Raw genomic sequence first — 25,849 nt, 5'->3', positions numbered from 1 at the left:
AATGTAAAGGAGATTGGTATATGAAAAAAGTATTTGTATTCGTAAGTATTTTCTTTTGTTGTTTCCTTTATAACGTTAAGGAAGGTTTTGCTGCTAGTTCAATGAAACCTAGCTTTGAAGTGAAGTTATTATTAAAGCCAGAACAAGTATTAGGTTATAACAAAGAGATGAAGCAAGAGGTACTAGAATATTTTCAGGCTGGTACAAATTATGAAAGAATACAGGTGCAATTTTTAGATACGGCAAATAAAAATTTAAGTAATGAAGGTTGGTTTGCGAGAATTCGAAAGAAAGAATTTAGTAAAGATTTTGAGCTAACATATAAAAAAAGATATCCTACTCAAAATGGTGTAATTCAAGAAGCACTAGAAGTGGCTAAAAAGGATGGATTTGATAGTAAAACTGATAATTATGAGGCGGAAATAGATTGGGGATTTGAGAAGAAAACGTTAAGTATTTCAAATAAGAAAAGTTACAGTGCTAAAGGATATGGAGTACTTGATTTACCAAACGAACGAGTTGCTCAAAACATGTTAATAGAAAAGTTGCTAGGGAAAATGAACAAATGGTTGTATACGAATTGGGGAGAAGAAATGCTCAAGAATTCTCGTATTTATGGTCCTGTATTAATGAAACGGTATACAGGTGAATTTGAAAATATAAAAACGAATATTGAAATTTGGCCATTAAGTAATACCGGGAAGATAGAAGATGACTTCGTAATAGAAGTGTCGTTTAAAACAAATGAGGAAAGTATCGCGACAAAACAAAGAGAATTATTAATGGCGAGTATAGAGAAAAAAGGATGGTTGTTACCGAAAGATAGTTTGAAGACAGAGCTTATTTTTCAGTAAATAGGAAAGAAGGAATCTATGTGCCATGGATTCCTTCTTCTAATATATGAGCATTAAGCTAAATCAGCTGACACGAACATATCATTATTTTGAAGGTTTTTAGAGCGTAAACTATAAGCAACTACCTTCTTTTTATGTTGTTTTACTACATCAACATGCTCTTCATGACTATAAATATAAAATGTAAAATCTTTTTTGCCACGTTTTGCATTGATAATTAAAGGAGTGCCTTCATTGTGTGGTGGTGCATAATAGCGATCTAAAAATAATCCTTCGTTAAAATCATGAATAATTTTGGATTTCTTTTCGCCTTCTAAGTTATTTCCATTGATTGTAACAGTCACATTCTCTTCTTCAAGTTGTGGATGTGTTTCGTACTTGCTAATAATGGATTCAATAGCAGAGTTAGGAAGGCTAGAAACAATAATTTTAAATGCTCCAAATACAACTAACATTACAATAAACCAAGTCGTCATAGTATTTCATCCCCTTTATCCCACAGTAACGGTCCGTAAAATCCTGGTTGGTGCGGGCTAATAATCAGTGTGGGATAGATACCCCGTACTGACTAAAATTTCACTTTATCCTATTTAACAATATAACTCATGTGGCAATAGTACATATGGTGAAGTTTTGTATAATTTGTGAAAAATATTCCATTTTTATGAACGAAATATTAGAAAAATCAATTTTGTTACAAAAAGTTGAAATCGAAGTATTTTAAAAGAAAAAGGTTTATAATAAAAATATAACTAATAATAACATTACTAATTATAAGGAAGTGTAACTATGAGTACTGTAACAATCGTATATGGTATTATTCTTTCTACAATTATTGTTTTATTTATTGTCGGGGTATCGCGTTATATTCATAAGTGGAAAGAAGGAGTTGCGAAATTAAATCACATTGAAGAAGAACTTAGTGATTTAATGTTACATCATGGTAAGTAAAAAGTTTATTTTTTAACTAAATAATGTGAAAAAAATCACAAAACATGCTCTCATCATGAAGGCATGTTTTTTTGTTATGTTGTTAATAGGCACATTTATAAAATTTCCCCATACGATACAGTGTAAAATCAGAAATGTTCGGAGCGGGAAAGAGGGATTGAATGAGTAATTCAGGTTATGTTACAGATAATAAAAATTTAAAGAAAAGCTCAGGAACGCCAAATCTTTTCTTTGATTCGAGAAAAAATGTCTTTTTTAAAAGAGATGAGAAAAACGTTGCATATGAAGTTACCTCAACGCAGTTACCTGCGATGATAGGAGGGGCGTTTGTTGATTTGTTTATGACGAAAGGGCATATACGGGAACCACATTGGCATCCGAATGCGTGGGAATTAGATGTTGTTGTATCAGGAGAAGCAGTTACATCCATTTTAAATCCCGAAACGAATCAATTGCAAAATTATCATGTGAAAGCGGGGCAAACTGTCTTTATTCCAATGGGATGGTGGCATTGGATTACAGCGGTAACAGAGGAAGTACAATTACATTTGTTCTTTAATAACGATCAGTTTGAAACAGCGGAGGGATCAGACATACTTAGATTAACACCGCCAGAAGTATTTCAAGCTGCATACGGTGTAAGTGCAGAAAAATTAGGAAAGGACCTTTCGCCAATTAAGGAGTCAGTTGTAATTGGTCCTCCTAACTCAAATCGACTAAATAGAGTTAAAGAAAGTGACGACTCAAATATAGTTGTTACGTTAAATGGACAAATAACATCATGTGAAATAGAGTAACTCTTTCTTTTTTTAGGAAGAGTTACTCTGTTTTGTATAATTTTGTATTTTTATTCGTTATAATTATTATATAGAAGGGAATTTATAGAGGGGGCATATTGTGAACATATTAAAGATTATAGGAATTGTTGCAGGAGTCATTGTAGTAGCTGTTATAGCTTTCTTTGTTATTATGAAGTACTATTTGTCAAAAGAAGATCCTGATTACGTATTAAACTACATAAAAGAACATAAAGGTGATGAAACATGTTCATTACTTATTAGAAAAAACGGTGAAGTAGTAACATCTGTAAATGAAAATAAAAAATTACCATTAGCAAGTACGGCAAAAATCGTAATAGCAGTTGAATTTGCTAAGCAAGTGTCAGAAGGAAAAATAAGTCGAGATGAACAAATTTCATTGCAGGATTTAGAAAAATATTATGTTAAAAACACTGATGGTGGAGCGCATCCTGACTGGTTAGAAGATTCAAAAGTGAGAGAGTTAGTGCAAAATGGACAGATTGCTTTAGAAGAAGTGGCTAAAGGGATGATTCATTATAGTTCTAATGCGAATACAACATATTTGTTAGATAAGCTTGGAATAGAAAGAGTAAATGATAGTTTAAAAGAGTTAGAACTTACTAGTCATGACAAGTTCTCTTCGTATACTGCTTCATTATATATGAGAGGGTATGTAGAAAAAGAGCTTAATGAGCCAGAAAATCAATCGTTAGAAATGATACGTAACATGTCTAATGATGAATATAATAAACACGTGTTACAAATACATGAATGGATGAAAGATGAAAGTGAATGGAAGAAACGTGATATACCATTAAAAATAGATATGGAATTCCAGCGTATTTGGTCAGATCGATTAGTGAGTGCAAATGCTAAAGATTATTTGAGTTTAATGGAAAAGATAAATAGTAGAAATTATTTTCCAAAATCAATGCAAGATGAAATTGATAATGTTTTTAAAGGAACAGTTGAAAATAGTAAGTTGGAATATGCTGGTCAAAAAGGTGGTTCTACCGCATTCGTATTGACAAAAAGTTTGTATACTACAGATAAGAAATGGAATAAGGTAGAAGTTGTAATTATGTTTAACGATATAGAAGATCAAGTTGCATATCAAAAGCTGAGAAATAATATAGATTATTTTATTCAAGATGCTATAACAGATGAAGAATTCAGAAGAAAGTTATAATGGAATAATTTTATTATGTAAACAAAAGAGCGCTTTTTAAAAGGCGCTCTTTTCTATTCATGATACAGGATTTCCTATTTACTGCATGGAATATAGATTGAAACTAAGAAAGGAAGTTGAATAATGACTACAGTATATTTCGTTCGCCACGCTCACTCTACATATACAAAGGAAGAAAGGGAACGTCCCTTATCTGAAGAAGGAGAGATTGATGCAGGTAATGTAACAAGTTTGTTAAAGGATAAAAACATTGATGTTGTTATTTCTAGCCCGTATAAAAGGGCGATTCAAACCGTGCAAGGAATTGCGAATACATATAATTTATCAATACAACTGGAAGAAGATTTACGGGAAAGGTTATTAAGTAAAGAGCCAGTAACAGATTTTAATGATGCTATTCAGAAGGTATGGGAAGACTGGACTTTTGCATACGAAGGCGGAGAATCAAATGATGTAGCGCAAAGACGCGCTGTAATATGCATGCAAAGTATATTAAAAAAATATAAAGGTAAGAATATTGTAATAGGTACTCATGGGAATATTATGGTATTACTAATGAATTATTTTGATTCGAAATATGGTTTTCAGTTTTGGAAAACCCTTCATATGCCAGATGTGTATAAATTAACTTTTGATAATAATTGTTTCAGTTCTGCTGAAAGAATACAGTCTACAGATTATCAGATAAATAATTTGTAAAAGTTTATCAAAAAAAGAGGAAAGGGAGAAGGTATTGTAGAAGTATGACTTTGTAACATAAAAAATATTGGTTAAAGGAGGCTGTTTACATGTTTGAGAAAGAGAAAGAAGGGCTTATTGAAGTTCACAACGTATATGAAATCGCACCAGCAGATGGAGCAATTATAGGTATGGCAACGGAAGAAGAAATGGAGATTGCTGCTGAACTAGAGTTACAGTACTATGCCCATTCTCGTTTATTAGAAGCAAATATTCAGTTAGACGGTTCCTCCTATAAAGAGTTACTTCAGGAGTTCCAGGAGTACGAAAGAAAATCAATGAACTTTTGGAGAGCAATACATAAACGTTTAGCTGTGCCATGGGCATGGGTACTACGTATTGATGTTGCGAACGGTCCTATATATGTAAGCAATGGGAGTTCGTATTATGAAGAAGTCGATGATGAAGAAGACTATGAATAGATAAGTAAGGAAGCAGCTTTAGTTGCTTCCTTTTTTTATTTACAATAAGTGAATGGCTTCAATGATAGCATCTGGACGATCGTTTTCTATCCCGTGACTAGCATGTTCAGCCAAAATGTATTGGCTGTTTATTGAGAGATTTAATTGTTCACGAATAAGTTCTTGCCACATATCTTCAAGTTGTGTAGCTTCTTCTTTTGGCATACCGCCCTCAATTAATTGAGCAATAGAATATTGAGGATCTCTACCGATAACAATTAATGGTATTTCTAATGTTTTATGTTGTTTTTTTATTGAGCGAGCACAATTTTTCCACTCGGACAGTTCAGAAGCTGTCGCTTTATATAATGAAGGAGAGGTAGAAAATTTGATATGCTGTTTTGTTGTATTGACGAGCATAGATTTTAGTTCATTATAAAGTGCGTCTGCATCCATGTTGGAGTAAGTATAATATTTTTGTAGCCACATATCATCAGAATCAGTTTGATCAGAAACTGGTAAATGAAGCTCATCTAATCGGTGTAAGTTCATGGAAGTAGAATCAACTAAAAGAAGTGCTTGCAGCCTATCTTCATGTAACATTGCAAAATGTTGTGCACATAACCCTCCATAGGAATGGCCGATTAGAATGATTGGCTTGTGAATATGGAGTTTGTTTAGTAACATATGTAGTTCCTTTGTAACTTGCCTTGCTGTACGTGGAGTATTTCCTAGCTCACTTTTTCCGTAACCTGGGCGATGGTATGAAACAACTGTAAAGTGTTGTGAAAGCTCTTCTATAATAGGGAGCCAATCATAAAATGAGCAAGTCATTCCTGTTTGAATGACTACAGTTTGTTTACTGTTACCTCTTATATATACTTCTACAGTTTGTCCAAATATCTCTATTGATCTATTAATAGTAATTCCCCCTAAGCTTGAAATACTTTTTGGCAAGTAAAGACGATACACCAGGCACATATGCCGAAGAGTATAGATGTACTAAGTGAAAAGGAGTTCTTTAAACCGATATAAACAATAAATAATAGTAGTGCGGATGCAGGAAATCCATATAATACGCCTAAAGCGAATTGACTTAATTCTTGTTTACTCCCACCTTCGAAAGAAATCCAAAATAGGCTTAGTAAACTAACGAGTGGAAGGGCAGCGATAAAGCCGCCTATCGTACTATAATGTTTAGCGACTTCAGTAATAACGCCGATAATAAGTGCCGAAACGATTACTTTAACGAGGAAATGCATATTTTGCCTCCTTCGCTAATAACGAAAAGGCTTTTTCAATTAATTGTTGTTCTTCTTTTGATAACTGTGATTCTAATATTTTTATCTTTTCTTTATCTAGTAAAGTATGCTTTTCTAATACTTCAATGCCTTCTTTCGTTAAAGTAAGGTTTACAACCCTTTCATCGTGTTTGTTTCTTTCTTTTATAATAAATCCTTTTTGAATAAGGCGCTTTACGTGTTCAGATGCTGTGTTATGAGAGAGACTAAGCTCAGTAGCAACTTTTCCAATTGTTATATCTTTCTCACGAGAAACGATTTGTAAAATACGAATAGCTTGGTGAGAAAGGTTGTCTTCATATTCATATCGTAAGTGATAATAAATACTTTCCCAATGTTGATTAATGTCTTTCATAATGATAAATCCTCCTATTTTTATATCGTATAGTAAGATATATTCGTTGATTAAGAAGTGAAATCCTTTTATTTTCATTAAAAATGTTGAAAAAGTTTATTTTTATTGAAATATAAGGTAATCTATGTGTAAAGGTATACATTTAGCAAGAGAGAGGATGATAGCTGTGAATACATTTAAATGGATTAGTCATGAAAAGATGTATGTAGATCAAATACATGTTGAAAAATGTGGTCCTCTTTCAGTCGGCGTATATGGAGGAAATCAAGAGAGTGATGCATATGAAAGAGGAGATGCAGTGCTAGCTTGGTGGGATCCGAAATTAGAATTTGAATTTGTTATGATTTTTGATACACATCATAAAACGAAAAATATACATTATATAATAGAAGCGATTTCAGAAAGAGAAGAAAAACTAAAAGAGTTATTTTCATACCCAATCCATTTAGCATTTCATCATACACATATGTATTTATTAGCGTTATTTACAGATGAGCTCTTTATCGAGAAATGTGACCAAGATGATGAGGAACTTGCATGTTTAATTTGTTTACGAAAAGGTGAGTTCTTATATTGGCTATCAGTTGGTGATTGCTTCGCGTATTTATTCCATTCAGAGCAAACGAAAAATGGAAAAGGTAGGCTAAATAAGCGTAAGAACTATGAGTATATAGGAAGAAAAAATGTTTTTGCAGCGAATACACCTTGTTTTACATCAGGGGTAAGGGGATTAGAAAAAGGTCAGAATCACATTGTAATGGCAACGGATGGTATTTTAGAGTGTGATAAACTAAAGTTTGATGATGATCAATCTTTAGTAGAAATATTACACGACGGATCTTGTTTACAGATTGAGCCTGTATTAACAAATGTACTTCAGTGGAAAGGTAGAGATTGTGCCACTATTATTGGATGGTCCATCGATACTGAAAATAGACAATGTGCCAATTAATAAATGAAAGAGAGTTCAAGGGTTTTTGTCCTTGAACTCTTTTTTGTTAAGCAATATGAATATGATACGTTTTTAACCATTCATTTACTTGTAGCATATACTCCATAGCACTTCTTGCTTCAAAATTGGTAATCTCTTTGTTACTTTGATCAGCAATTGCAAGTAATATGGAATGGTTAATGAGTGAGAAAACAGGATTGTTTTTATTACTGCACATATCAAGCGTTAAATTGCGGATTGTTTGTAAATAGTGTGGATCCTGTGAAGTAGGGTAAGCGCTTTTTCTTCTATTTCGCACATCATCAGGTAAAGCTGGTTTCAGCGCTCTACGTAAAATTCCCTTTTCGATATTATCAATACTTTTAATATTGAAAGGAACGTTCCATAAATATTCAACTAATCTATAATCGCAAAACGGTACACGAACTTCAAATCCTACAGCCATACTCATACGGTCTTTACGGTCGAGTAAGAACGGAAGGAATCGTGTTAAAAATAAATAAAACATTTGACGCTGTTTCGCTTCTTTTTTACTTTCACCTTCAAGAGTAGGTACTTCAAGAGCAGCCTCATGGAATCGTTTATTAATGTACTGCTCAGGATTACATTGAGTTGTTACGTCGTTTAATAATAGAGAAGATGTGTTTTTCCAGTTTGTTAACCACGGAAACTTATCTACATATAATAGTTCTTCTTGATGAAACCAAGGATATCCCCCGAATACTTCATCAGCAGATTCTCCAGATAAAGCTACGGTTGCATCTTTTTTCATTTCGCAAAATAGTAAATAAAGTGAAGTTTCCATTTCGCCAGCACTTGGTAAATCTTTTGCATGGAGGGGAACGAATAAGTGATTTGCTAATTCTTCAGCATTCACAATAATATCATGATGCGATGTCCCTACATGTTCAGAAACACGTTTTACCCAAGGAGCGTCTAAACCAGTGCGAGCAAATGTCAGTTCGAAATCTTTCGCGCTATTTAAAAAGTCGATTGAATATGTGTGAAGTGTTTTGTGTTCCTCTCTAAATTCTTTACCTGCCAGTGCAGTAATACCACTAGAATCTAATCCGCCTGATAACATACAAACGAGGGGAACATCAGCAATTAATTGTCTTTTTACTGTATCTTGTAAAATAGATAAAATATGAGAAGATGTGTCTTGGGTAGAGTCTGTATGGATCTTACTTTCTAAATTCCAATACTTCTTAACTACTTTTTTATCACGTGTGAATGTTATAGAATGTCCAGCACGAACTTCTTGAATATGTTTAAAGACGCCACATCCTGGAGTTCGAAATAAGCCTAATCCAAATATTTCATTTATTCCATCCGCATCAATTTCAGCAGGAACAGATGGATGAGCTAATAACGCTTTTATTTCAGATCCGAAAATAATACTGTCATTTCTTTCTGTATAAAAGAGTGGCTTTACGCCTAAATGATCACGTGCTAAAAACAGTTGTTGCTTCTGATCATCCCATAAGGCGAAAGCGAAAATTCCGTTTAAATGTTGTACGCAGTCTTCTTTCCATTCTAAATAAGCATGTAGTAACACTTCTGTATCTGAATGAGTTTCAAATGCATGACCACATTTTTGAAGCTGCTCTCTCAGCTCACGAAAATTATAAATTTCTCCATTATAAGTAAGAGCATACGTATAATCACCGGCACGGAATGTTTTTGGCTGCGTCCCACCTTCTGGGTCAATAACAATTAAACGTCGGTGTGCAAAGGCCGCACGAGGAGAAAACCAAAATCCTTCAGCATCAGGACCGCGATGCTGAATACTATTCGCCATCTTTTCTAAAATAACATGTTCATTTGAAAGATCTTTCTTCCAATCTACCCAACCTGTAATTCCACACATACAAATTTCATCTCCTAATTTAAAATTATAAAAGTAGATTAATTAAATGAAATGTACACTAGGTTAAAGAGTGTCTGCATAAATAGTGTACTACACTAATTGAATTACAGACTTGAGAAAATTTTCTTCAAGCTTATATTTATATGAGACAATGGCTAAGGAAAAGTATTCCATTACATACAAAAAATAAAAAAGATGAGAGAAAAAAATTTCCAAAACGTTATATAGGGTGTAAAAGCTTTTACAAAAAAATAAGGGGAATCGCTACATGAAATCAAATGAGAAAAATTTTATAAAAAGATTACAGCGGCAGAAGGAAGATGCGCTAGAATTTGTTGTCGATACATACTTACCGCTCATAAAGGGGATAACGCACAAAGTTCTTCTTCCGGTTCAAAATGATGGACTCATAGAGGAATGTGTAAACGATATATTTCTTTCCATTTGGAATAATGCAAATAAATTTCATGGAGAGCCGAATGATTTTAAAAAATGGATTGCAGCGATTGCAAAGTTTAAGGCGATTGATTATTACCGGAAAGCGACTAGAACAGTAGAAATTATTTCAGATGAGTTTCATATTAGTACAGAAAAATCGGCAGAAGATGAATTAATCGTTATGGAAGATAGGGAAGAGTTATTGAAGCTTATTAATCAATTAGAACCGTTAGATCAAAAGGTGTTCATTATGAAATATCTTCTCGGTATGAAGACAGAGGAAATCGGTGACAAGTTAGGATTAACCAGGGCGGCGATCGATAATCGTGTGTACCGGGGAAAAAAGAAACTACAACAAAATGCTACGAATATTAGTTTTGGAGGTAGTGCAATATGAAAGACATTTATGAACTATTAAATGACATTGATATAGATGAAAAAGAACTTGAGGAAATTGAGGCTTCTGAAATTGAAAAAGAAAAAGTAAAACGTAATGTAAAACAATCGATACGTATGAAGAAAAAGATGAAAAGTTGGAAAAAGGGTGTCGCTGCTGCATCTATTTTAGTAGGATTATCAGTTGCAACGCTTGGTATCGGGTTTCCTACATATGCAGGGGGATTGCCAATTGTAGGTGACATATTCCGATTTTTAGATAATGGTAGAACAGGGTTATATGAAAATTATAAAGAGTTTTCGACTGAATTGAATATGACGAGGGAGAGTAATGGGGTTAAGGTTACAATTAATGATGCTGTGTTCGATGGTAGAACAATTACAATCACATATTCTATTGAAAGCGAAAAAGATTTAGGAGAGAAACCGTTCCCATTTGGAAGTCCGCAAGTGATGGGCTTTAATGGTGGAGGAGGTAGTTCGGACGTGACAAAAGTTGGAGAGGGAAAATATGTAGGTATGACTACGATGAGTGGTCATGGTAGTGAAAGGTTAGATGTTGCAAATGTTTGGTGGGACATAGAGGCAATAAATATGTATGAGGAAAAGAAATCTATAAAAGGGAATTGGAATTTTGCCCTTACTGTTAAGGGAATGGATAGTAAAGAAATTAAGCTTCAAGGAATTTCTGAAAAAGAAGGAATAAAAGTAAACATAGATAAAATGGAAGTAACCCCGATGTCCTTTATCGTTTTTTACAATCAGGAAGAATCTAAGGCATTACGGAGTATATGGGATAGCGCTGATGTGGAATTAGAAATAAAAGATGATTTAGGAAATAAATATGCAGGTGAAGGAAATGGCGGAACTAGTACAGTAGCAGAGCCACATAAAAGTAGTTGGAGTGCTACATTCCAAATGTTAAACGAAAATGCAACAAAGCTTATCGTTACACCTCGTGTGCACTTGCGAGTTCATACACCTGAAAATCATGGTGGAGTGGAATATGTGAATGGAAAAGAGAAGAAAATTGAAGTGCCGAAAAAAGAAGCGAAGAGTAAAGATATTGTTCTAGATGATATCGTAATTGATTTAAAGAAATAAAAGAGAGACTGCCTAAAAACATTAGGCAGTCTCTTTTTCGTTAAAAACTAGTTACGAGTAACGCATGCGGATGCTGCGTTTTATACTCATCTTTCCACGGAATATTTAGTTGTTCCCACGATTCGCCGCTATCATTGGATTGAAAGACGCCATTATTATTTAAAGTGTAAAACGTATGTGGTTCGGCTGGATTTGTAGCAAACATCGAAATGACTGTACCAATTGCAGATGGTAGACCTTGCTGTACTTGCTGGAACGGAGTATCTTTCGTTTTCCGATAAATATAAGATTCATAAGGAATACGGTGATGAGCAAGGTCGGCACTTGGTGCGGCAGAAACAAGAATTGTATCGCAATCAGCGGGATCGATAGCCATGCTGTATAAATAATGATGCTCAAGTCCGTCACTACATGAGATCCAGCTGTTTCCACTGTTATAACTTTCAAGATATGCACGATCAGGTCCGCCCATAAATCCGTCACCACATGATGCATAAAGGCGATTTGGGGCTTCAGGGTGCATGAGTAATTGATGAGCATCGATAGGAGCACCGAATTTTTTATCAATCCATGTATGCCCTGTATCATTACTTTGAATAACAGCACCAGCTTCGATTGAAACATGGAGTGTATTTGGATTGTTTGGATCAACTGTAATCCAGCGTACGTGATGGGTAAAAGGTCTAGGCGGAAAAGCCCACGTATAAGAAGATAATAATGATTTCATATTTTTAAGTTCAGTCCACGTTTCACCACCATTTTCTGAACGGAATAAAGCACTAGGTTCTGTACCTACATAAACGACGCCGTAGCCGTTAACTTGTTCATTTGAGCTTATCGTTATAGAAGTAATAGAAGAGTGTAAAATACCATCCTCTTTAGGGAAATCAAAGTAACGATATGAATCTCCAATTGGTCTCCACGAATCCCCGCCATCGTCACTTAGCCATAAACCTCGTCCAAATGTGCCGCAATAAACACGATTTGTTTGGAATGGATCAACCACAATACAGGTAGGTTGCATATTTTGTAAATGATATGTGGTTTCATAGTTACCATATTGTTCTTTTACTACAACAAGTTCACGCTCCATGCAGAGAAATAGTCGTTTCAATTTTGTAACCCCCTTAAAAATTCTTTCATTAGTAAACAATATGAAAATAAAAAAGAAGTAGTCTTGTTTTTAGTTGAGAAAAAGGACTTGTTTGAAAAGTAGCGAAGTTTGTATACAGAGGAAGCGGGATAAAGTGAAACTTTAATCAGTGGGGTATTGTTCATCTTCTACTGATTAGTAGCATTCACTATCGGGCGTTAATGGGGGATAAAGATAGGGAATGTGTTTCATACTAACATACAGATATTGCACTTAAAGGAGCATTTGTATGGGGCACTCACATGATCACGGTCATTCAAAAAATAAAAAAGCGTTATTAATTGCCTTCTTATTAACAACAAGCTTTATGATTGCTGAAGTTATTGGCGGATTTGTAACAAATAGCTTAGCACTATTGTCTGACGCAGGGCATATGTTAAGTGATGCAGTATCCTTAGCTTTAAGTTTACTTGCGTTCAAGCTTGGGGAAAAAACGGCAACGGCCGCGAAAACATATGGGTATAAGCGAGTCGAAATGTTAGCGGCATTATGTAATGGTGTCGTTCTTATTGTCATTTCAGTATATATTTTTATTGAAGCAATTCGTCGTTTTAAGGAACCAGTTGAAATCGCTAGTAATGGAATGCTCATTATTGCTGTGCTTGGTCTGCTTATTAATATTGTATCAGCTTGGATATTAATGAGAGGCGGAGATGTGAAAGGTAATTTAAATTTAAGAAGTGCGTTCTTACATGTACTAGGCGATTTATTAGGTTCAGTTGGAGCGATTATTGCTGCGTTACTTATTAAATTTTTTGGATGGACTGCTGCAGATGCGGTTGCTAGTATTCTTGTGTCTATTTTAGTCATTATAAGTGGATGGCGTGTAACACGTGATACAGTTCATATATTAATGGAAGGTGCACCGCAGCACATAGATGCTGAAGAGGTGAAAAATACATTATTAAATATTACTATTGTAAAAGAAGTTCATGATTTACATATATGGTCTGTAACATCAGATTTTCAAGTATTAACTTGCCATCTTATTATCGAAGGTAATGAAACGCAAAGCGTATTGAAAGAAGCAACGGATGTATTAAAGGGGAAATTTCATGTAGAACATGTCACCATTCAAGTTGAAATAGAAGGTGAATTTAACCATAATGAGACAACTTGCAAAGTATGAAAGAAAAAGGGTATGAAAAAATGTCATAACATTTTTCGCGTGGCATACATATATATAATGTGGCCACAAATACTTTGTAAGGTAAATATTTCATAAGATTACTTTACTTATTAAGAATCATCTTTTATAATCAAAAGTGGTAATTGATAAAGATTATCATTTTCAATGATCGTAGAAAGGAGTTTTTTAAAAGATGAGTAGTCAACTCCGTTTTGCTGTTGAAAATCGTAAGAGACATTTAATTGATGAGTTAATTGGAGCAGGGGTGTTTAAGATTCGCGACCGACAATTATACGAGCTGTCTTTAGAGGAATTGGAAAAAGAGTACGAGCATATTGAAGATTACGCAAATATTCAGGCATAGCACATAGATTATTAAAGAAGGAGCTGGTTACACTTTTGTGTAACCAGCTTTATTATTTCATAGAAATTATTTTTTGTATTTCTTTCATTGGACGGAGCCAGTTTTGAGACATCATTTGTTCCATTCGTTTTTCATCCTGTTTTTGTAGTGCTTGAATTATAGAGTGATGTTCTTTAATAGATTGACTTGCAGGCACGAAGTTTTGGAAAAATAAATATTCAAGGCGTAAAATGTGAAGTTGCATATTTTCTAGAAAAGGTTCAATATATCGGTTTTTAGCAATAGAAGTAATTGTATTGTGAAATCGTATATCTAGTTCTAAAGCTTTTTTTGAATCTTTTTCATGTATAGATTGTTGAAAAGCATCATTTATTTCGGAAAGTAGTTTAATATCAGCGTCTGTAACTTTTTGAAGTGCTTGCTTTCCTATAATTGAGTGAAGACCAGCTATCGTCTCATAAATGATAGATACGTCGTCTAACTTAATAGGCGCGATTTTCGTTTTTTGCCCAGGTACCATTTCAACTAATCCAGAAAGTTCTAAAATTTGTAAAGCTTCTCTAACAGGTGTTCTGCTTACTCCTAGTGCTTCTGCCAATTCCCCATCATTTATTTTTTCATCAGGTCGTAAAACACCTTCTATAATCCAATCTTGCAGTTGATTTAAAACGAGTGACTTTGCTGAAACTCTTCCTGGTTTTTTATAATTTTGAGGGACAGGCATAGTGAATTCAATCCTTTCATTGTATATGTTTCTTTTTCGTATTAACAAGCTTTAATTTTGGTTTTCCTTTATCCGGTTTTTGGCTTAATATGAGCACCATTACAATTACACAAAAAGCACCTAATAACTGAAAAGATTGAAACGGTACGTGCAAAATAAGCACAGAAGAAATAATAGCTGCGAGTGGTTCTGTACAGCCAAATAATGTTGTTTCTTTAGGCGTAAGGTATCTTATGCTATCTAAGTATAAATAAAATGCGATGAGTGTCCCGAAAATGACGACAAATGTAATGAGCGGGAGGGTACTTAGTTTTACATATTTCATAGTTGATAATAAAATGAATTCGTTTGTGGAAATAAAGTGTAAAATCGTTACGCCAATCCCCCCAATGATCATCCCCCATCCAACGATAACGGATGAAGACCACTTTTCTAACAATTCTTTTGAATACAAACTATAAAATGCAAGAGATAGTCCAGATAAAATGCCCCAAATGATAGCAGGTGTAGATACAGCTAAGTTATGAACAGAACCGTTTGTTAATAGGAGAAAAGTCCCTACTAATGAGAGGGTAATTGAAATATAATCAATTTTTGATGGACGAACGCTCCATTTGAAAAGTAAGTATACAGTGATAAATATAGGGGCTAAATATTGTAACAAAGTTGCAACAGCAGCGTTTCCTTCTTTAATAGAAGCGAAGTACGTGTACTGTACAGCAAGCATGCCTAAAAGACCGAACAAAATTATCTTATTTGCATCAGACTTTTGTTTCCAAATTCCAAATATTTCTTTTTTGTTCGCTCCGAATGATGACATAATGAGCAAAATAGCACCGGATATAAGCAAACGGATTGTAACTAACCATTCAGTAGAAACGTTTTCGTATTGAAAAAGTTGTTGCGCAGCTGTTCCGGACAATCCCCATAAACAAGCACCGATTATGACCATTATAATTCCTTTTAATCGATTTGGATCCATAAAATATATAGTCCTCCTTTCAAAAAAATATATATTAGATACAATATGCAATATATCACGAAATGGAGTGTTAATAAACTGAAATTTCTAATTAAAAATAAAATTGTTTAGTAAGAACGATCATCTTTTTTGTGTATAGTAAAATATCGTAGGGGAGAGTTATATGCTAGCAGGATTTTTGGTTTGTTTATTTGTTGGATTACTTATCATTTTTTTAGGCTATCAAATACATGTGAAAAAGAGATTGTTTTTGTTGGCAGGCTATCAGGAAGAAACGTTTGTTGGAGATAAAAATAAATTAGCGAAGCTTTCAGGTGTGTTTTCCTATATAGTCGGAGTTGCTACTATACTATTACCGTTTGGCTTAGAAAAAATAGGTGATGTAGTTGGTATCGTATATGCTATCTTAATTGTTTTAGGTACAATTGTGTTTCTTATTAAAGCAAATATGTTAAATAAGAGTACTACAAAGTGAAAAAGGCTCCATGCTACGGAAGCCTTTTTATTATGAAGTGAAAGTAAAAGCGGGAATAGGATCAACAAATGTATTTCAATCTTGTTTCATTTCTTTTTCTGTTAATAGAACGATTCATATCGATGCCGATAAATACAAGTTCAGTTATTTGATCTCCATATCGTTCATCCAAGTTTTTCAATGCTTCTGGTTCTAAGGAATGCTATTTCCACTTGTGAAAATAAGTAAAGTAGAGAAGATTAAGAAGCCAGCAAATCCATATGTATATGATGCTTTACCCCAATAAGAATGGGGTAATTCTTCATCTTTTTATGAAATATAATCATAATCGCGGCGCCAAAAAAATAAAGATAAGAGTAATTTGGTTTGTTAAAAATATGTGTATAAGGAGATACGTGATGAACTGGGTTACTCATAAACCATCGTTTGAATTTGAAAATTTTAGTCCTATTATTCGGTCACAATCTGCGTGGAGTGGGCATTTAGATTTCGCATATGATTTAGTAAGATTTGAAGAACCAGCAACTTTAGTTGAGTTAGGTACGCATTTAGGTGCTTCCTTTTTTAGTTTTTGCCAGGGGGTAAAAGATGGTGGGTTAGCCACAAAATGTTTTGCTGTAGATACTTGGGCTGGAGATGGGCATACAGGTCCATATGGAGAAGGGGTTTTTCAAATAGTAGAAAAAGTGGTGAGGGATAACTACCTGAATATAGGGAATTTAATTCGGTCTACTTTTGATGATGCTCTGGATGAGTTTCAAGATGAAACGATAAATCTTTTGCATATTGATGGCTATCATACGTATGAAGCTGTTTCTCATGATTATAAAACATGGTTACCTAAAGTTGCGAAAAACGGTATTGTATTATTTCATGATATTGAAGTTAAAAACGGTGATTTCGGTGTGTATAAGTTTTGGGATGAGGTCAAGGTGAAATACCCTCATTTTCAGTTTGGGCATTCATATGGACTCGGAGTTTTATTTCCGAAAGGTTGTAGCGATAAGTTTTCGGAAATACTTAAAAATAAAGAAGAGATACAAAATATGTATAAATAAAAGAGGCGCATGCATCGATTAAATGATGTGTGCTCTTTTTTTATGTGGAAATATATTATTACATATGAGGTGAAAGCGGTAGTAAAAAGTTTTGTTGAGGCAAATATTAAAAAGGTTATTATGGGTTAATAATTAGTGGGGATGGATAAAACCCTCATTGATTAAAGTTTTATTTCATTAGGTGTTTTTATCTAAATAAATAAAAATACAACATTTTTTATATTTTTCATTGCGAAAAGCGCAATCTACTTTTACAATAGAAAGGGTTGTGAATATATTATACTGAAAAAATAAATCGAAATAATATGAAAATTTTGTTTTGTCTTCGCTAATTGTATACTACATACACGTAAGACTACATACATCATGTTATCGACTTGTAAGGAGAGAAAAAAATGAAAAGTGTAAGATTACCATCGATGCTAGAAATTATTATTCTTTTATGCCTATTTCTTGCTGTCGTCTTTTCCTTCCAAACGATTTTTGATCTCCCAATTCAATTAGCGCTATTTATTTCATGGTTTTTAGTTATTGCGCTTGGATTAAGATTAGGATTTCGTTATCAAGAATTGCAAGATGCAATTACGAAAGGGATTTCTAATGGATTAGAAGCAATTCTTATTTTAGTTGCAGTTGGGGCTTTAATTGGAACGTGGATTGCTGGTGGGGTTGTACCTACATTAATTTATTATGGATTAGAATTCATTCACCCTAGCATATTCTTATTGGCAACTTTAATTATTTGTTCAATCACTTCTATCGCGACAGGAACATCATGGGGAACAGTTGGAACTGCAGGTATTGCTATGATGGCGATAGGTGAAGGGCTTGGATTACCACTTCCGCTTGTTGCGGGTGCAGTCCTTTCAGGAGCTTATTTCGGAGACAAATTATCACCACTTTCTGATAGCACAGTTCTTGCAGCTTCTATGGCGAAAGTAGATGTTATCGCTCACGTTCGAGCTATGCTCGTATTAGACGTTCCAGCTTATATTATTACCAGCATTATGTTTACTGTTGCTGGATGGATGTATGGCGGGGATAATGTAGATTTAAATAGAGTTGAGTTTTTAAAAGAATCTTTATTAAAGCACTTTGATATTAAAATATGGATGCTTGTTCCAGCGGTAATTGTTATTGTGCTATTGGCGATGAAGAAACCATCTATGCCAACAATTGCTATGGGAGCTTTAATTGGTGCAATTTGGGCAACACTTTTCCAAGGAATGAACTTTGGAGAGGCAATTGGAACAGCATATAACGGATTCTCAATTCAATCTGGTGTCGAGTTTGTCGATAAGTTATTAAACCGTGGTGGAATTAATGGTATGCTTGGTTCAGTAGCTGTTATTATTTTCGGATTAGGTTTTGGTGGATTACTTGAAAAGTTAGGTGTTCTAAAGGTAATCGTATCGAAATTTGAGAAGAAATTAAATTCTGCAGGTAATGTAACATTGTCTACATTAATCGTTGCATTTTTAGCTAACATATTTGGTTGTGCGATGTACGTATCACTTATTTTAACACCAAAAATTATGGAAGATAGCTATGATAAATTAAAAATAGATCGCCGCGTATTAGCACGTAACTCAGAAGTAGGTGGAACTTTGACTTCTGGTATGGTTCCATGGTCTGATAATGGTATTTTTATGGCTGGTATTTTAGGTGTATCAACATTATCATACGTTCCATTTATGTGGCTAAGCTTCGTATCACTCATTTTAGCAGTTATTTATGGATATACAGGCAAGTTCATTTGGTATGTAGATGATGCGGATAAAGGAAAGCAAGCATCATAAAAAAATTACCTTCTGCGGTGGCGGAAGGTAATTTTTTTTATATGTATTAATGAGAATTCTTATCATTTGATAGAAAGTCTGTTAAAATAAAAGATGTAGGTATTTTATTTTCAAGGGGATGAAAAAATGGAGTACAGAATTGAAAGAGATACATTAGGAGAAATGAAAGTTCCAGCTGATAAATTATGGGCAGCACAAACGCAGCGTAGTAAGGAAAATTTTCCGATTGGAACAGAGCATATGCCGCTTGAAATTGTAAAAGCATTTGCGATTTTAAAGAAGAGTGCAGCGCTTAGTAATCAAAAATTAGGAAAGCTATCAGAAGAGAAGACGCAAGCAATTGTGGAAGCTGCTGATGAAGTTATCGCAGAAAAATGGAATGAACATTTTCCACTTGTCGTATGGCAAACGGGTAGTGGTACACAATCGAATATGAATGTAAATGAAGTAATTGCAAACCGCGGTAATCAAATTTTGAAAGAAAAGGGATCTGACGTACATATTCATCCGAATGATGACGTGAACATGTCTCAAAGTTCAAATGATACGTTCCCAACAGCACTTCATGTAGCGTGTGTAATTGCGGTAGAAAACCATGTATTGCCAGCTATTACGAAATTAAAAGAAACATTAGCAGAAAAAGTAACTGCATTTGAACATATTATTAAAATCGGTCGTACGCATTTACAAGATGCAACACCTTTAACGTTAGGACAAGAAATTAGCGGATGGCACCGTATGCTTGAAAAAACAGAGCGTATGATTGCAGATAGCAATACATATATGAAAGAATTAGCAATTGGTGGTACTGCGGTTGGAACTGGAATTAATGCGCACCCTAAATTTGGTGAGATGGTAGCAGAAGAAATTAGTCTGTTTACAGGTAAACAATTTGTTTCTGCACCAAATAAATTCCATGCGTTAACGAGCCATGATGAAGTTGTATTTGCACATGGAGCATTAAAAGCATTAGCTGCTGATTTAATGAAGATAGCTAACGATGTGCGCTGGCTTGCAAGTGGTCCACGAAGTGGTCTTGGGGAAATTATTATCCCTGCAAATGAACCAGGAAGCTCTATTATGCCAGGTAAAGTAAATCCAACGCAAAGTGAAGCATTAACAATGGTTGTAGCACAAGTTATGGGGAATGACACAACAATCGGATTTGCTGCGAGCCAAGGTAATTTTGAGCTAAACGTATTCAAACCAGTTATTGCTTACAACTTCCTGCAATCTGCTCACTTATTAGCTGATGCAACCGTTTCGTTTAATGATAAATGTGCAGTTGGTATTGAAGCAGATGAAGAAGTAATTAATGAAAATGTAAATCGTTCATTAATGCTTGTAACAGCGCTAAACCCACATATCGGGTATGAAAATGCCGCGAAAATTGCAAAGCATGCCCATAAAGAAGGGTTAACTTTAAAAGAAGCAGCATTGCAATCTGGACTACTAACAGAAGAGCAATTTGATGAGATTGTAGATCCGAAAAAAATGATTGCTCCGAAAGAATAATAGAAGAGGCCAAGATTCTTAATTTAGAATCTTGGCTTTTTTATCCCGCTATTTGCCGGGCAGTAAAACTCCTACCTCAAAATTCGGCTGAAGCAAAGAAGTTAGGTGGGAGCCCTGCTGCCCATAAACGCCCGATTGGTGAAGGCTAATAATCAGTGGGGGATGAACAAAACCTCCACTGATTAAAGTTTCACTTTATCGCATATTAATTTTTAATTCCTTGCGGAAAAGTAAATACACATAAAGGGTCATATTTTTTACTGATTTTTCTTAATTTGTTCGCATGTGTCCCGTAATAAGCGTTCATATAATCTTTCAAATCGCTGTATGGGAAATTGATGAATGAGCCTTCTGTTATAGATTCTATATAGTCAAATCGGCTTTCTAACCATTGGGAATTATCCTTTTTAACAATCGGATCTTCCCATATAGTTTGGATTCCTAGAATATAATGTGCATCGCGGTAATAAAAAGCGCTCGCATCTTTACCTACATCTTGAATTTTTCCTCCAAGGGGGTAGAGACTTATAGCTGCAAAAATACTACCGGAAGCTCTATCTTCAATAAGACTAATAATTTTTTCGATTTCTTCCTCGTTATATTGTTTATGAACGAACCGGCCTATAGATTTAAATTGTTCAGACGAGGGATATGAAGATTCTACAATGGCCATTGCTTCAAGAAAACTGATATATTGTAAATTCATCTTCACCCCGTTTATATTGAGTAAATCTTGTAGAATGAACGCTGCATCTTCTGGGGTACCGTAATATAAACCTCGTCCATATATTGCAAGTCCTTCCACAGCAGAGTTGTATATGCTCGCACCGATTGTCATCTTACTATTTAAATTTACTAGCCAGCTTTGCCATGTGTGAAGAAATTCCTTTTGGATGTCTACTGAAGCGTTAGGCCAATATAGTTCAACGAAAGTAACTTTATCAACTATTGGAGGGAGCTTAAAAGTTAGCGAAACAACGATGCCAAAATTTCCGCCACCTGCCCCGCGACAAGCCCAAAATAAGTCTTTATGGCAAGTTTCATTAGCTGTAATTACTTTACCTTTATAGTCAATTAATTCTAACTCTATTAAATTGTCACAACCAAGGCCGAAATACCTACTAGAATAGCCCCAACCGCCACCTAAAGTGTATCCACTTACTCCAACAGTTGGACAAGTTCCTCCTGGAAATGGATAACCTTTTGAAGAAATAAAGTCATAGATTTGTTTATTTTGAGCACCACCTTGAATGACTAATGTATTTTTATGTTCATTAAGCTGCATACAGTTCATTTTACTTATATCAATTACGAGGACATTGTTTCCGACAGAATATCCTTCGTAATGGTGTCCACCAGAACAAATGCGAATAGCAATTTCATTTTTTCTCGCCCAAATAATCGCATTACTAACATCCCATTTCGTAAAACAATAAATGATAGCTAAAGGAAACTTTTGAATAGCCCGATTCCATTCTTGTCTAGCTTCTTCGTACTCACAATCATATCTTGTAATAATTTCACCTGTTAATCCTTCATAACTTAACTCATACATAATAAGCACCTTTCATTCATTTTGTGTAGTAGTTTGTTTTTCTAGAAATAGTGTATGTTCGTATCGTTTGTTTGTGATGAAGGCGTAGTATCTTTATGTAATAAAAAATAGACTAACTATTGGGGAGTTAGCCTGAGGGGAGAATAAATATGTAAACGGCGGTTTTACTTGGGGAGGATATTCAATTCTTATATAGTTATCCTAATAGCATTGAACTGTCTCAAACAAAATTATTCATTTGAGGTGCTATTGATTATTTTCACATTTGGCCAGTTTTCTTTTAAGAGTGAAATGAATTTCTCCTCTTCTTGTGGTACGAAAGATGTTACTGAGTCGAATAAATTATAATGAACTTCTATTTGTTGTCTTGTCCAATTTTCTGAACGAAGCTTTTTACCAGAGTATTTAATGTGGCGTATATTTTCAAATGGAATTTCAGTACGGAGTATGAAACCATGTTTAACAATAAGGGCAGATTCCGTTATTTTGTAATGAGAAAAATAGAAAGAAGAGAGATTCACGATATTTAAGAGCATCATGAGAGTGAAAAAAATAGAATTCTCATTTTGAAAGAATAGAGAAATAAAAAAAACGACTAAAAACAATGAGATTAAAATGATATGAAATGGATTTTTTTTCGCTTTAAATTTCAAGTAAATCACCTCGGTATACCAGTCATTAAAATAATTAAATCACAATATTGTAATGAAACGTAAAAATATGCAACATTACATATTCTTACGTTTCATTATTCGTGTAAACTTTTTTTGATGGGGTAAATTTGAATGGAGTTTTCAAAAGTGGAGTTGCATAAAATGATTTGCAGAAAAAGTATTAAAGTAATAGTCATAATTAGTTGTATGATGATTAGTGGTTGTTCAAATAGATTCGTTGAGGATGGAAATCGAAAACATGTATTTGTAAAAGCAAGTAAAGTTTTAGTAGAGGTTGTTTATAAAATATATAAAAGGTAAAAGGTGTTTTCGTATATGGAAACACCTTTTTTGTAGTTAAAATTGAATGCTGAAGTTTTGGAATGTGTGAATGCCGGTTCCATGTTGAATTAGGTTTGTAGCACTTAAATATTGAACAGCATATTTCACATCTTAATAATAAGTGGTTTCTAAAAACACATTCGCTGTTTGTTGGGATAAGTCCTTTTTATAATGTATAAATAGATATTTTTATAAAAGTTTGCAAAATAGGTAAACGAAATATTGAATTGTTTGCTTTTGGTATGGTAAGATGATGGAGTGGTAATAAACGGTATCGTAATTTGTTTATGGTTTTAATAAACCCTTTGGAGGAATGTTTAGTATGAGTGATATTTCAGAGAAGTTTTGGGATGCGTCGATAGAGGAATTGAAGAAAGGGTATGTATTTGACGAGGAAGCAGAGGAGTATGTTTGTTTAGCTTGTGGAGAAACGTTTATTAAAGGGGTTATTTATCAAGAAAATCAAGTGTTGTATGAAGCAGAGAAGTTTGTACAGTTGCATATTCAAAATGAGCATACATCTATGTTTGAATATTTATTAAATCTTGATAAAAAGTTTACAGGCTTAACTGATTTGCAAAAGAAAATGGTTCAGTTTTTCCATATGGGACTTAACGATAAAGAGATTGTAAAAGAAATGGATGGCGGGAGCACATCGACGATTCGCAATCATCGATTTACATTGCGCGAGAAAATGAAGCAAGCGAAAGTATTTTTAGCGTTAATGGAATTGTCAGAAGAAAAATCAAAAGTTCAAACTAAATTTGTACCGATTCATAGAACAGCTACGATGGTGGATGATAGATACAATATTACAGAGGAAGAAAATGCTGAAGTTTTAACAGTGCATTTTACAGAAGGTTTGGATGGACCGCTTTCTAAATTTCCAAAAAAGCAAAAGCGTAAATTGATTATATTACGTCATTTAGTGAAGAAATTCGATAGTAATAAAAAGTATACTGAAAAAGAAGTGAATACAGTTTTAGAAAATATATATCCGGATTTTGTAACTTTGAGAAGATATTTAATCGAATATGGTTTTTTAGATAGAACAGCTGATGGAAGCCAATATTGGGTGAAGTTATAAGAATGAAGAGAAGAAAATGAATAGATGCACATAATAAAAACAACTATACAAAGAGATAGAGGATTACAGATATGAAAAATATGTTAAAGTTCTATGATGAATTTGAAAATAGTGAGTGGAAGAGGCAATTACTTTGACGAGCAAACAGTATAGAAATGGTTGGAGTAATTACAACTATTTGAGCACGGATTTAACTGTGCAGATTTTAAATAAAAGGAGAAATGAAATTTGAAACCACCTACAGATAACAATAAAGAAGGTGTAGAGTCACAGAAGTCAGAAACAGAACATAAGCCGATATGGAAATCGATGTCCATGTTTTTAGTGCCGTTACTTTTAAGTAATGTATTACAATCAGTTGGACAGTTATTTGGAATGGTAGTAGTAGGAAGATGGCTAGGCGTAAATGATCTAGCAGCTATATCGGCATTTTTCCCGTTATTTTTCCTACTCGTTTCATTTGTAATTGGAATTGGTTCTGGTAGTTCAATTTTAATTGGTCAGGCATTTGGTGCTAAAAATGAGGAGCGCTTAAAAGCTATCGTTGGTACGACGCTTACGTTTACTTTTATTATCGGAGTCGTGTTGGCGATAATAGGTAGTATTTTTGCGATGGATATTATGCGTCTTATGGGAACGCCAGAAAATATTATTGAAATAAGTGTGCATTACGCAAGAATTTTATTTATATCTATGCCAGTGTTATTCTTATATTTTGCATATACAACATTTATGAGAGGTACAGGAGATTCAAAAACGCCATTTTACTTTTTAATCGTAAGTACAGCGCTAAATATGATTTTATTACCAATTCTTATTTTTGGCTGGTTAGGAGCTCCGAAATTAGATGTTTACGGAGCAGCCTATGCTTCAGTTATATCTACAGTTATTACGTTTATTGTCATGCTAGTGTATTTAAAGAAGAAAAATCATCCACTACAATTAGACGGGACAGTAAGAAAATATCTTCGTATGGACTGGGAGTTATTAAAATTATTGTTACGCCTCGGTATTCCAGCGAGTATTAATATGATATTAGTTTCATTATCAGAGATCGCGGTAATCGCATTTGTAAATCGGTACGGTTCAGATGCAACAGCGGCGTATGGTGTTGTGAACCAAGTTGCAAGTTATGTACAAATGCCAGCGGTTAGCCTCGGCATTACCGTATCAATTTTTGCAGCGCAATCAATTGGTGCGAACCAATTTGATCGATTACAGAAAGTTGTTAAGGCCGGAATTATTATGAATTATATCATTGGTGGTGTATTAATATCTCTTATTTACTTGTTCTCAAGAGATATTTTAGCACTATTTTTAACAAGTCAAAATACAATTGACATTGCTCATAGTCTAATCATGATTACATTATGGAGCTACTTAATTTTCGGTCATGCACAAATTATTAGTGCGACAATGCGAGCAAGTGGTACTGTACTATGGCCAACTGTAATCAGTGTTGTATCAATTTGGCTTGTTGAAGTACCTGTGGCGTATTATCTTTCTTACCATACGAGCCTTGGAATAGAAGGGATATGGATTGGGTATCCAGCTGCATTCATTGTCAGCTTAATATTACAGTATGCATATTATAAGCTTTCATGGCAGAAGAAACGAATTACACGATTAGTGAGTTAAAAGATGAAAATGTCCCTAAGTCATTA

29 protein-coding genes and 2 pseudogenes are annotated in these 25,849 nt (G+C 34.2%); 20 read left to right on the top strand and 11 right to left on the bottom strand.

The window, feature by feature from the left end; translation table 11 throughout:
- Positions 1–20: 20 nt before the first annotated feature.
- Positions 21–854 (top strand): hypothetical protein, encoded by an 834-nt coding sequence (locus SB773_RS01200; protein WP_410588212.1) that lies wholly within the window; start codon positions 21–23, stop codon positions 852–854.
- A 53-nt stretch (positions 855–907) separates the two neighbouring features.
- Here the strand turns inward: SB773_RS01200 and SB773_RS01195 are convergent, their stop codons facing one another.
- Entirely contained in the window at positions 908–1,330 is a 423-nt protein-coding gene (locus SB773_RS01195; RefSeq protein ID WP_002011948.1) for a YfmQ family protein, read from the bottom strand.
- Positions 1,331–1,461: 131 nt separating this feature from the next.
- On the opposite strand from SB773_RS01195, the gene SB773_RS01190 reads away from it, so the two are divergent.
- From SB773_RS01190 to SB773_RS01165, 6 genes are all read left to right on the top strand, one after another.
- Complete coding sequence (locus tag SB773_RS01190; protein WP_002031004.1) at positions 1,462–1,578, top strand: hypothetical protein; 117 nt, start codon at positions 1,462–1,464, stop codon at positions 1,576–1,578.
- Between the two features lie 65 nt (positions 1,579–1,643).
- Complete coding sequence (locus SB773_RS01185) at positions 1,644–1,805, top strand: hypothetical protein (protein ID WP_000109008.1); 162 nt, start codon at positions 1,644–1,646, stop codon at positions 1,803–1,805.
- Positions 1,806–1,966: 161 nt separating this feature from the next.
- Positions 1,967–2,602 (top strand): cupin domain-containing protein, encoded by a 636-nt coding sequence (locus tag SB773_RS01180; protein ID WP_410588209.1) that lies wholly within the window; start codon positions 1,967–1,969, stop codon positions 2,600–2,602.
- A gap of 100 nt (positions 2,603–2,702) precedes the next feature.
- Positions 2,703–3,794, top strand: coding sequence for a serine hydrolase (locus SB773_RS01175; RefSeq protein ID WP_410588207.1), 1,092 nt, complete (start codon positions 2,703–2,705; stop codon positions 3,792–3,794).
- 123 nt (positions 3,795–3,917) lie between these two features.
- Positions 3,918–4,493 carry a histidine phosphatase family protein gene (locus SB773_RS01170; protein ID WP_002030998.1) on the top strand — a complete coding sequence of 192 codons (576 nt, stop codon included), beginning with the start codon at positions 3,918–3,920 and terminating at the stop codon, positions 4,491–4,493.
- An 89-nt stretch (positions 4,494–4,582) separates the two neighbouring features.
- Entirely contained in the window at positions 4,583–4,954 is a 372-nt protein-coding gene (locus tag SB773_RS01165) for a hypothetical protein (protein WP_000461762.1), read from the top strand.
- Positions 4,955–4,993: 39 nt separating this feature from the next.
- On the opposite strand, the gene SB773_RS01160 is transcribed toward SB773_RS01165, so the two are convergent.
- The 3 genes from SB773_RS01160 to SB773_RS01150 are packed head-to-tail and all read right to left on the bottom strand — an operon-like array spanning position 4,994 to position 6,589.
- The gene (locus tag SB773_RS01160) at positions 4,994–5,914 is read right to left on the bottom strand and encodes an alpha/beta fold hydrolase (RefSeq protein WP_002186201.1); all 921 of its coding nucleotides are present in this window, start codon (positions 5,912–5,914) and stop codon (positions 4,994–4,996) included.
- Complete coding sequence (locus SB773_RS01155; protein ID WP_002086410.1) at positions 5,866–6,195, bottom strand: DUF3147 family protein; 330 nt, start codon at positions 6,193–6,195, stop codon at positions 5,866–5,868. The genes SB773_RS01160 and SB773_RS01155 overlap by 49 nt, the downstream gene beginning before the upstream one ends.
- Positions 6,179–6,589, bottom strand: a complete 411-nt coding sequence (locus tag SB773_RS01150; protein ID WP_002030991.1) for a MarR family winged helix-turn-helix transcriptional regulator — start codon at positions 6,587–6,589, stop codon at positions 6,179–6,181. Before SB773_RS01150 ends, SB773_RS01155 begins: the two co-directional genes overlap by 17 nt.
- A 124-nt stretch (positions 6,590–6,713) precedes the next feature.
- Here SB773_RS01150 and SB773_RS01145 point away from each other — a divergent pair, with 124 nt between their 5' ends.
- The gene (locus SB773_RS01145; RefSeq protein WP_002012083.1) at positions 6,714–7,541 is read left to right on the top strand and encodes a PP2C family serine/threonine-protein phosphatase; all 828 of its coding nucleotides are present in this window, start codon (positions 6,714–6,716) and stop codon (positions 7,539–7,541) included.
- A gap of 46 nt (positions 7,542–7,587) precedes the next feature.
- On the opposite strand, the gene asnB is transcribed toward SB773_RS01145, so the two are convergent.
- On the bottom strand, positions 7,588–9,411 hold the full coding sequence (asnB, locus tag SB773_RS01140) for an asparagine synthase (glutamine-hydrolyzing) (protein WP_002186199.1): 1,824 nt from the start codon (positions 9,409–9,411) through the stop codon (positions 7,588–7,590).
- A 268-nt stretch (positions 9,412–9,679) separates the two neighbouring features.
- Between asnB and SB773_RS01135 the strand changes: the two genes are divergently transcribed.
- On the top strand, positions 9,680–10,246 hold the full coding sequence (locus SB773_RS01135) for a sigma-70 family RNA polymerase sigma factor (protein ID WP_002012086.1): 567 nt from the start codon (positions 9,680–9,682) through the stop codon (positions 10,244–10,246).
- Positions 10,243–11,349 (top strand): DUF4179 domain-containing protein, encoded by a 1,107-nt coding sequence (locus SB773_RS01130; protein WP_410588202.1) that lies wholly within the window; start codon positions 10,243–10,245, stop codon positions 11,347–11,349. The genes SB773_RS01135 and SB773_RS01130 overlap by 4 nt, the downstream gene beginning before the upstream one ends.
- 40 nt (positions 11,350–11,389) lie before the next feature.
- On the opposite strand, the gene SB773_RS01125 is transcribed toward SB773_RS01130, so the two are convergent.
- The gene (locus SB773_RS01125; RefSeq protein WP_410588200.1) at positions 11,390–12,463 is read right to left on the bottom strand and encodes a WD40/YVTN/BNR-like repeat-containing protein; all 1,074 of its coding nucleotides are present in this window, start codon (positions 12,461–12,463) and stop codon (positions 11,390–11,392) included.
- 268 nt (positions 12,464–12,731) lie between these two features.
- Between SB773_RS01125 and SB773_RS01120 the strand changes: the two genes are divergently transcribed.
- Complete coding sequence (locus tag SB773_RS01120; protein ID WP_002012090.1) at positions 12,732–13,631, top strand: cation diffusion facilitator family transporter; 900 nt, start codon at positions 12,732–12,734, stop codon at positions 13,629–13,631.
- Between the two features lie 193 nt (positions 13,632–13,824).
- A complete protein-coding gene (fbpA, locus tag SB773_RS01115) occupies positions 13,825–13,995 on the top strand; it encodes a Fur-regulated basic protein FbpA (protein ID WP_002012091.1) in 171 nt (56 codons plus the stop codon).
- A gap of 52 nt (positions 13,996–14,047) precedes the next feature.
- Here fbpA and SB773_RS01110 read toward each other — a convergent pair whose 3' ends face one another.
- Entirely contained in the window at positions 14,048–14,719 is a 672-nt protein-coding gene (locus SB773_RS01110) for a GntR family transcriptional regulator (protein ID WP_002030983.1), read from the bottom strand.
- Positions 14,720–14,735: 16 nt separating this feature from the next.
- Complete coding sequence (locus SB773_RS01105; RefSeq protein ID WP_002126685.1) at positions 14,736–15,701, bottom strand: DMT family transporter; 966 nt, start codon at positions 15,699–15,701, stop codon at positions 14,736–14,738.
- A 163-nt stretch (positions 15,702–15,864) separates the two neighbouring features.
- Here SB773_RS01105 and SB773_RS01100 point away from each other — a divergent pair, with 163 nt between their 5' ends.
- Positions 15,865–16,176, top strand: coding sequence for a DUF3784 domain-containing protein (locus SB773_RS01100; RefSeq protein WP_002064702.1), 312 nt, complete (start codon positions 15,865–15,867; stop codon positions 16,174–16,176).
- A gap of 75 nt (positions 16,177–16,251) precedes the next feature.
- Here the strand turns inward: SB773_RS01100 and SB773_RS01095 are convergent.
- Positions 16,252–16,369, bottom strand: a pseudogene (locus SB773_RS01095) (cobalamin biosynthesis protein); the annotation flags it as partial.
- A gap of 3 nt (positions 16,370–16,372) precedes the next feature.
- On the opposite strand from SB773_RS01095, the pseudogene SB773_RS01090 reads away from it, so the two are divergent.
- The 4 genes and pseudogenes from SB773_RS01090 to fumC all read left to right on the top strand — a co-directional run.
- Positions 16,373–16,462 (top strand): annotated as a pseudogene (locus tag SB773_RS01090) (TIGR03943 family putative permease subunit); the annotation flags it as partial.
- 112 nt (positions 16,463–16,574) lie between these two features.
- The gene (locus SB773_RS01085) at positions 16,575–17,234 is read left to right on the top strand and encodes a class I SAM-dependent methyltransferase (protein WP_002030981.1); all 660 of its coding nucleotides are present in this window, start codon (positions 16,575–16,577) and stop codon (positions 17,232–17,234) included.
- Positions 17,235–17,629: 395 nt separating this feature from the next.
- Positions 17,630–19,033, top strand: a complete 1,404-nt coding sequence (nhaC, locus tag SB773_RS01080) for a Na+/H+ antiporter NhaC (protein WP_002126686.1) — start codon at positions 17,630–17,632, stop codon at positions 19,031–19,033.
- Positions 19,034–19,159: 126 nt separating this feature from the next.
- Positions 19,160–20,548, top strand: a complete 1,389-nt coding sequence (gene fumC / locus SB773_RS01075; RefSeq protein ID WP_002035171.1) for a class II fumarate hydratase — start codon at positions 19,160–19,162, stop codon at positions 20,546–20,548.
- Positions 20,549–20,753: 205 nt separating this feature from the next.
- Here fumC and SB773_RS01070 read toward each other — a convergent pair whose 3' ends face one another.
- On the bottom strand, positions 20,754–22,103 hold the full coding sequence (locus SB773_RS01070; RefSeq protein ID WP_410588195.1) for an FAD-binding oxidoreductase: 1,350 nt from the start codon (positions 22,101–22,103) through the stop codon (positions 20,754–20,756).
- A gap of 230 nt (positions 22,104–22,333) precedes the next feature.
- Positions 22,334–22,756 carry a PH domain-containing protein gene (locus tag SB773_RS01065; RefSeq protein ID WP_002126689.1) on the bottom strand — a complete coding sequence of 141 codons (423 nt, stop codon included), beginning with the start codon at positions 22,754–22,756 and terminating at the stop codon, positions 22,334–22,336.
- 132 nt (positions 22,757–22,888) lie between these two features.
- Between SB773_RS01065 and SB773_RS01060 the strand changes: the two genes are divergently transcribed.
- From SB773_RS01060 to SB773_RS01050, 3 genes are all read left to right on the top strand, one after another.
- Positions 22,889–23,077, top strand: coding sequence for a hypothetical protein (locus SB773_RS01060; RefSeq protein WP_012260704.1), 189 nt, complete (start codon positions 22,889–22,891; stop codon positions 23,075–23,077).
- 343 nt (positions 23,078–23,420) lie between these two features.
- Positions 23,421–24,185 carry a DUF2087 domain-containing protein gene (locus SB773_RS01055; protein WP_002126691.1) on the top strand — a complete coding sequence of 255 codons (765 nt, stop codon included), beginning with the start codon at positions 23,421–23,423 and terminating at the stop codon, positions 24,183–24,185.
- A gap of 228 nt (positions 24,186–24,413) precedes the next feature.
- The gene (locus SB773_RS01050; RefSeq protein ID WP_002086395.1) at positions 24,414–25,823 is read left to right on the top strand and encodes an MATE family efflux transporter; all 1,410 of its coding nucleotides are present in this window, start codon (positions 24,414–24,416) and stop codon (positions 25,821–25,823) included.
- Positions 25,824–25,849 lie beyond the last annotated feature (26 nt).

Origin of the sequence: Bacillus sp. SIMBA_074, from assembly GCF_046534555.1 — a bacterium.
Taxonomy (GTDB): domain Bacteria; phylum Bacillota; class Bacilli; order Bacillales; family Bacillaceae_G; genus Bacillus_A; species Bacillus_A mycoides.
The sequence above is the reverse complement of the archived record's forward strand: the minus strand, read 5'-3'. Positions and strand labels throughout refer to the sequence as shown.

What these genes read in the sequence shown, in the direction of transcription:
- asnB (WP_002186199.1), bottom strand. Translation starts at nt 9,411, where the DNA reads ATGTGTGGAATTACAGGTTGGGTAGATTGGAAGAAAGATCTTTCAAAT.
- SB773_RS01060 (WP_012260704.1), top strand. Translation starts at nt 22,889, where the DNA reads ATGGAGTTTTCAAAAGTGGAGTTGCATAAAATGATTTGCAGAAAAAGT.
- fbpA (WP_002012091.1), top strand. Translation starts at nt 13,825, where the DNA reads ATGAGTAGTCAACTCCGTTTTGCTGTTGAAAATCGTAAGAGACATTTA.
- SB773_RS01160 (WP_002186201.1), bottom strand. Translation starts at nt 5,914, where the DNA reads ATGTGCCTGGTGTATCGTCTTTACTTGCCAAAAAGTATTTCAAGCTTA.
- SB773_RS01180 (WP_410588209.1), top strand. Translation starts at nt 1,967, where the DNA reads ATGAGTAATTCAGGTTATGTTACAGATAATAAAAATTTAAAGAAAAGC.
- SB773_RS01165 (WP_000461762.1), top strand. Translation starts at nt 4,583, where the DNA reads ATGTTTGAGAAAGAGAAAGAAGGGCTTATTGAAGTTCACAACGTATAT.
- nhaC (WP_002126686.1), top strand. Translation starts at nt 17,630, where the DNA reads ATGAAAAGTGTAAGATTACCATCGATGCTAGAAATTATTATTCTTTTA.
- fumC (WP_002035171.1), top strand. Translation starts at nt 19,160, where the DNA reads ATGGAGTACAGAATTGAAAGAGATACATTAGGAGAAATGAAAGTTCCA.
- SB773_RS01120 (WP_002012090.1), top strand. Translation starts at nt 12,732, where the DNA reads ATGGGGCACTCACATGATCACGGTCATTCAAAAAATAAAAAAGCGTTA.
- SB773_RS01200 (WP_410588212.1), top strand. Translation starts at nt 21, where the DNA reads ATGAAAAAAGTATTTGTATTCGTAAGTATTTTCTTTTGTTGTTTCCTT.
- SB773_RS01185 (WP_000109008.1), top strand. Translation starts at nt 1,644, where the DNA reads ATGAGTACTGTAACAATCGTATATGGTATTATTCTTTCTACAATTATT.
- SB773_RS01145 (WP_002012083.1), top strand. Translation starts at nt 6,714, where the DNA reads ATGTGTAAAGGTATACATTTAGCAAGAGAGAGGATGATAGCTGTGAAT.
- SB773_RS01105 (WP_002126685.1), bottom strand. Translation starts at nt 15,701, where the DNA reads ATGGATCCAAATCGATTAAAAGGAATTATAATGGTCATAATCGGTGCT.
- SB773_RS01055 (WP_002126691.1), top strand. Translation starts at nt 23,421, where the DNA reads ATGAGTGATATTTCAGAGAAGTTTTGGGATGCGTCGATAGAGGAATTG.
- SB773_RS01195 (WP_002011948.1), bottom strand. Translation starts at nt 1,330, where the DNA reads ATGACGACTTGGTTTATTGTAATGTTAGTTGTATTTGGAGCATTTAAA.
- SB773_RS01110 (WP_002030983.1), bottom strand. Translation starts at nt 14,719, where the DNA reads ATGCCTGTCCCTCAAAATTATAAAAAACCAGGAAGAGTTTCAGCAAAG.
- SB773_RS01085 (WP_002030981.1), top strand. Translation starts at nt 16,575, where the DNA reads ATGAACTGGGTTACTCATAAACCATCGTTTGAATTTGAAAATTTTAGT.
- SB773_RS01100 (WP_002064702.1), top strand. Translation starts at nt 15,865, where the DNA reads ATGCTAGCAGGATTTTTGGTTTGTTTATTTGTTGGATTACTTATCATT.
- SB773_RS01170 (WP_002030998.1), top strand. Translation starts at nt 3,918, where the DNA reads ATGACTACAGTATATTTCGTTCGCCACGCTCACTCTACATATACAAAG.
- SB773_RS01155 (WP_002086410.1), bottom strand. Translation starts at nt 6,195, where the DNA reads ATGCATTTCCTCGTTAAAGTAATCGTTTCGGCACTTATTATCGGCGTT.
- SB773_RS01130 (WP_410588202.1), top strand. Translation starts at nt 10,243, where the DNA reads ATGAAAGACATTTATGAACTATTAAATGACATTGATATAGATGAAAAA.
- SB773_RS01135 (WP_002012086.1), top strand. Translation starts at nt 9,680, where the DNA reads ATGAAATCAAATGAGAAAAATTTTATAAAAAGATTACAGCGGCAGAAG.
- SB773_RS01150 (WP_002030991.1), bottom strand. Translation starts at nt 6,589, where the DNA reads ATGAAAGACATTAATCAACATTGGGAAAGTATTTATTATCACTTACGA.
- SB773_RS01070 (WP_410588195.1), bottom strand. Translation starts at nt 22,103, where the DNA reads ATGTATGAGTTAAGTTATGAAGGATTAACAGGTGAAATTATTACAAGA.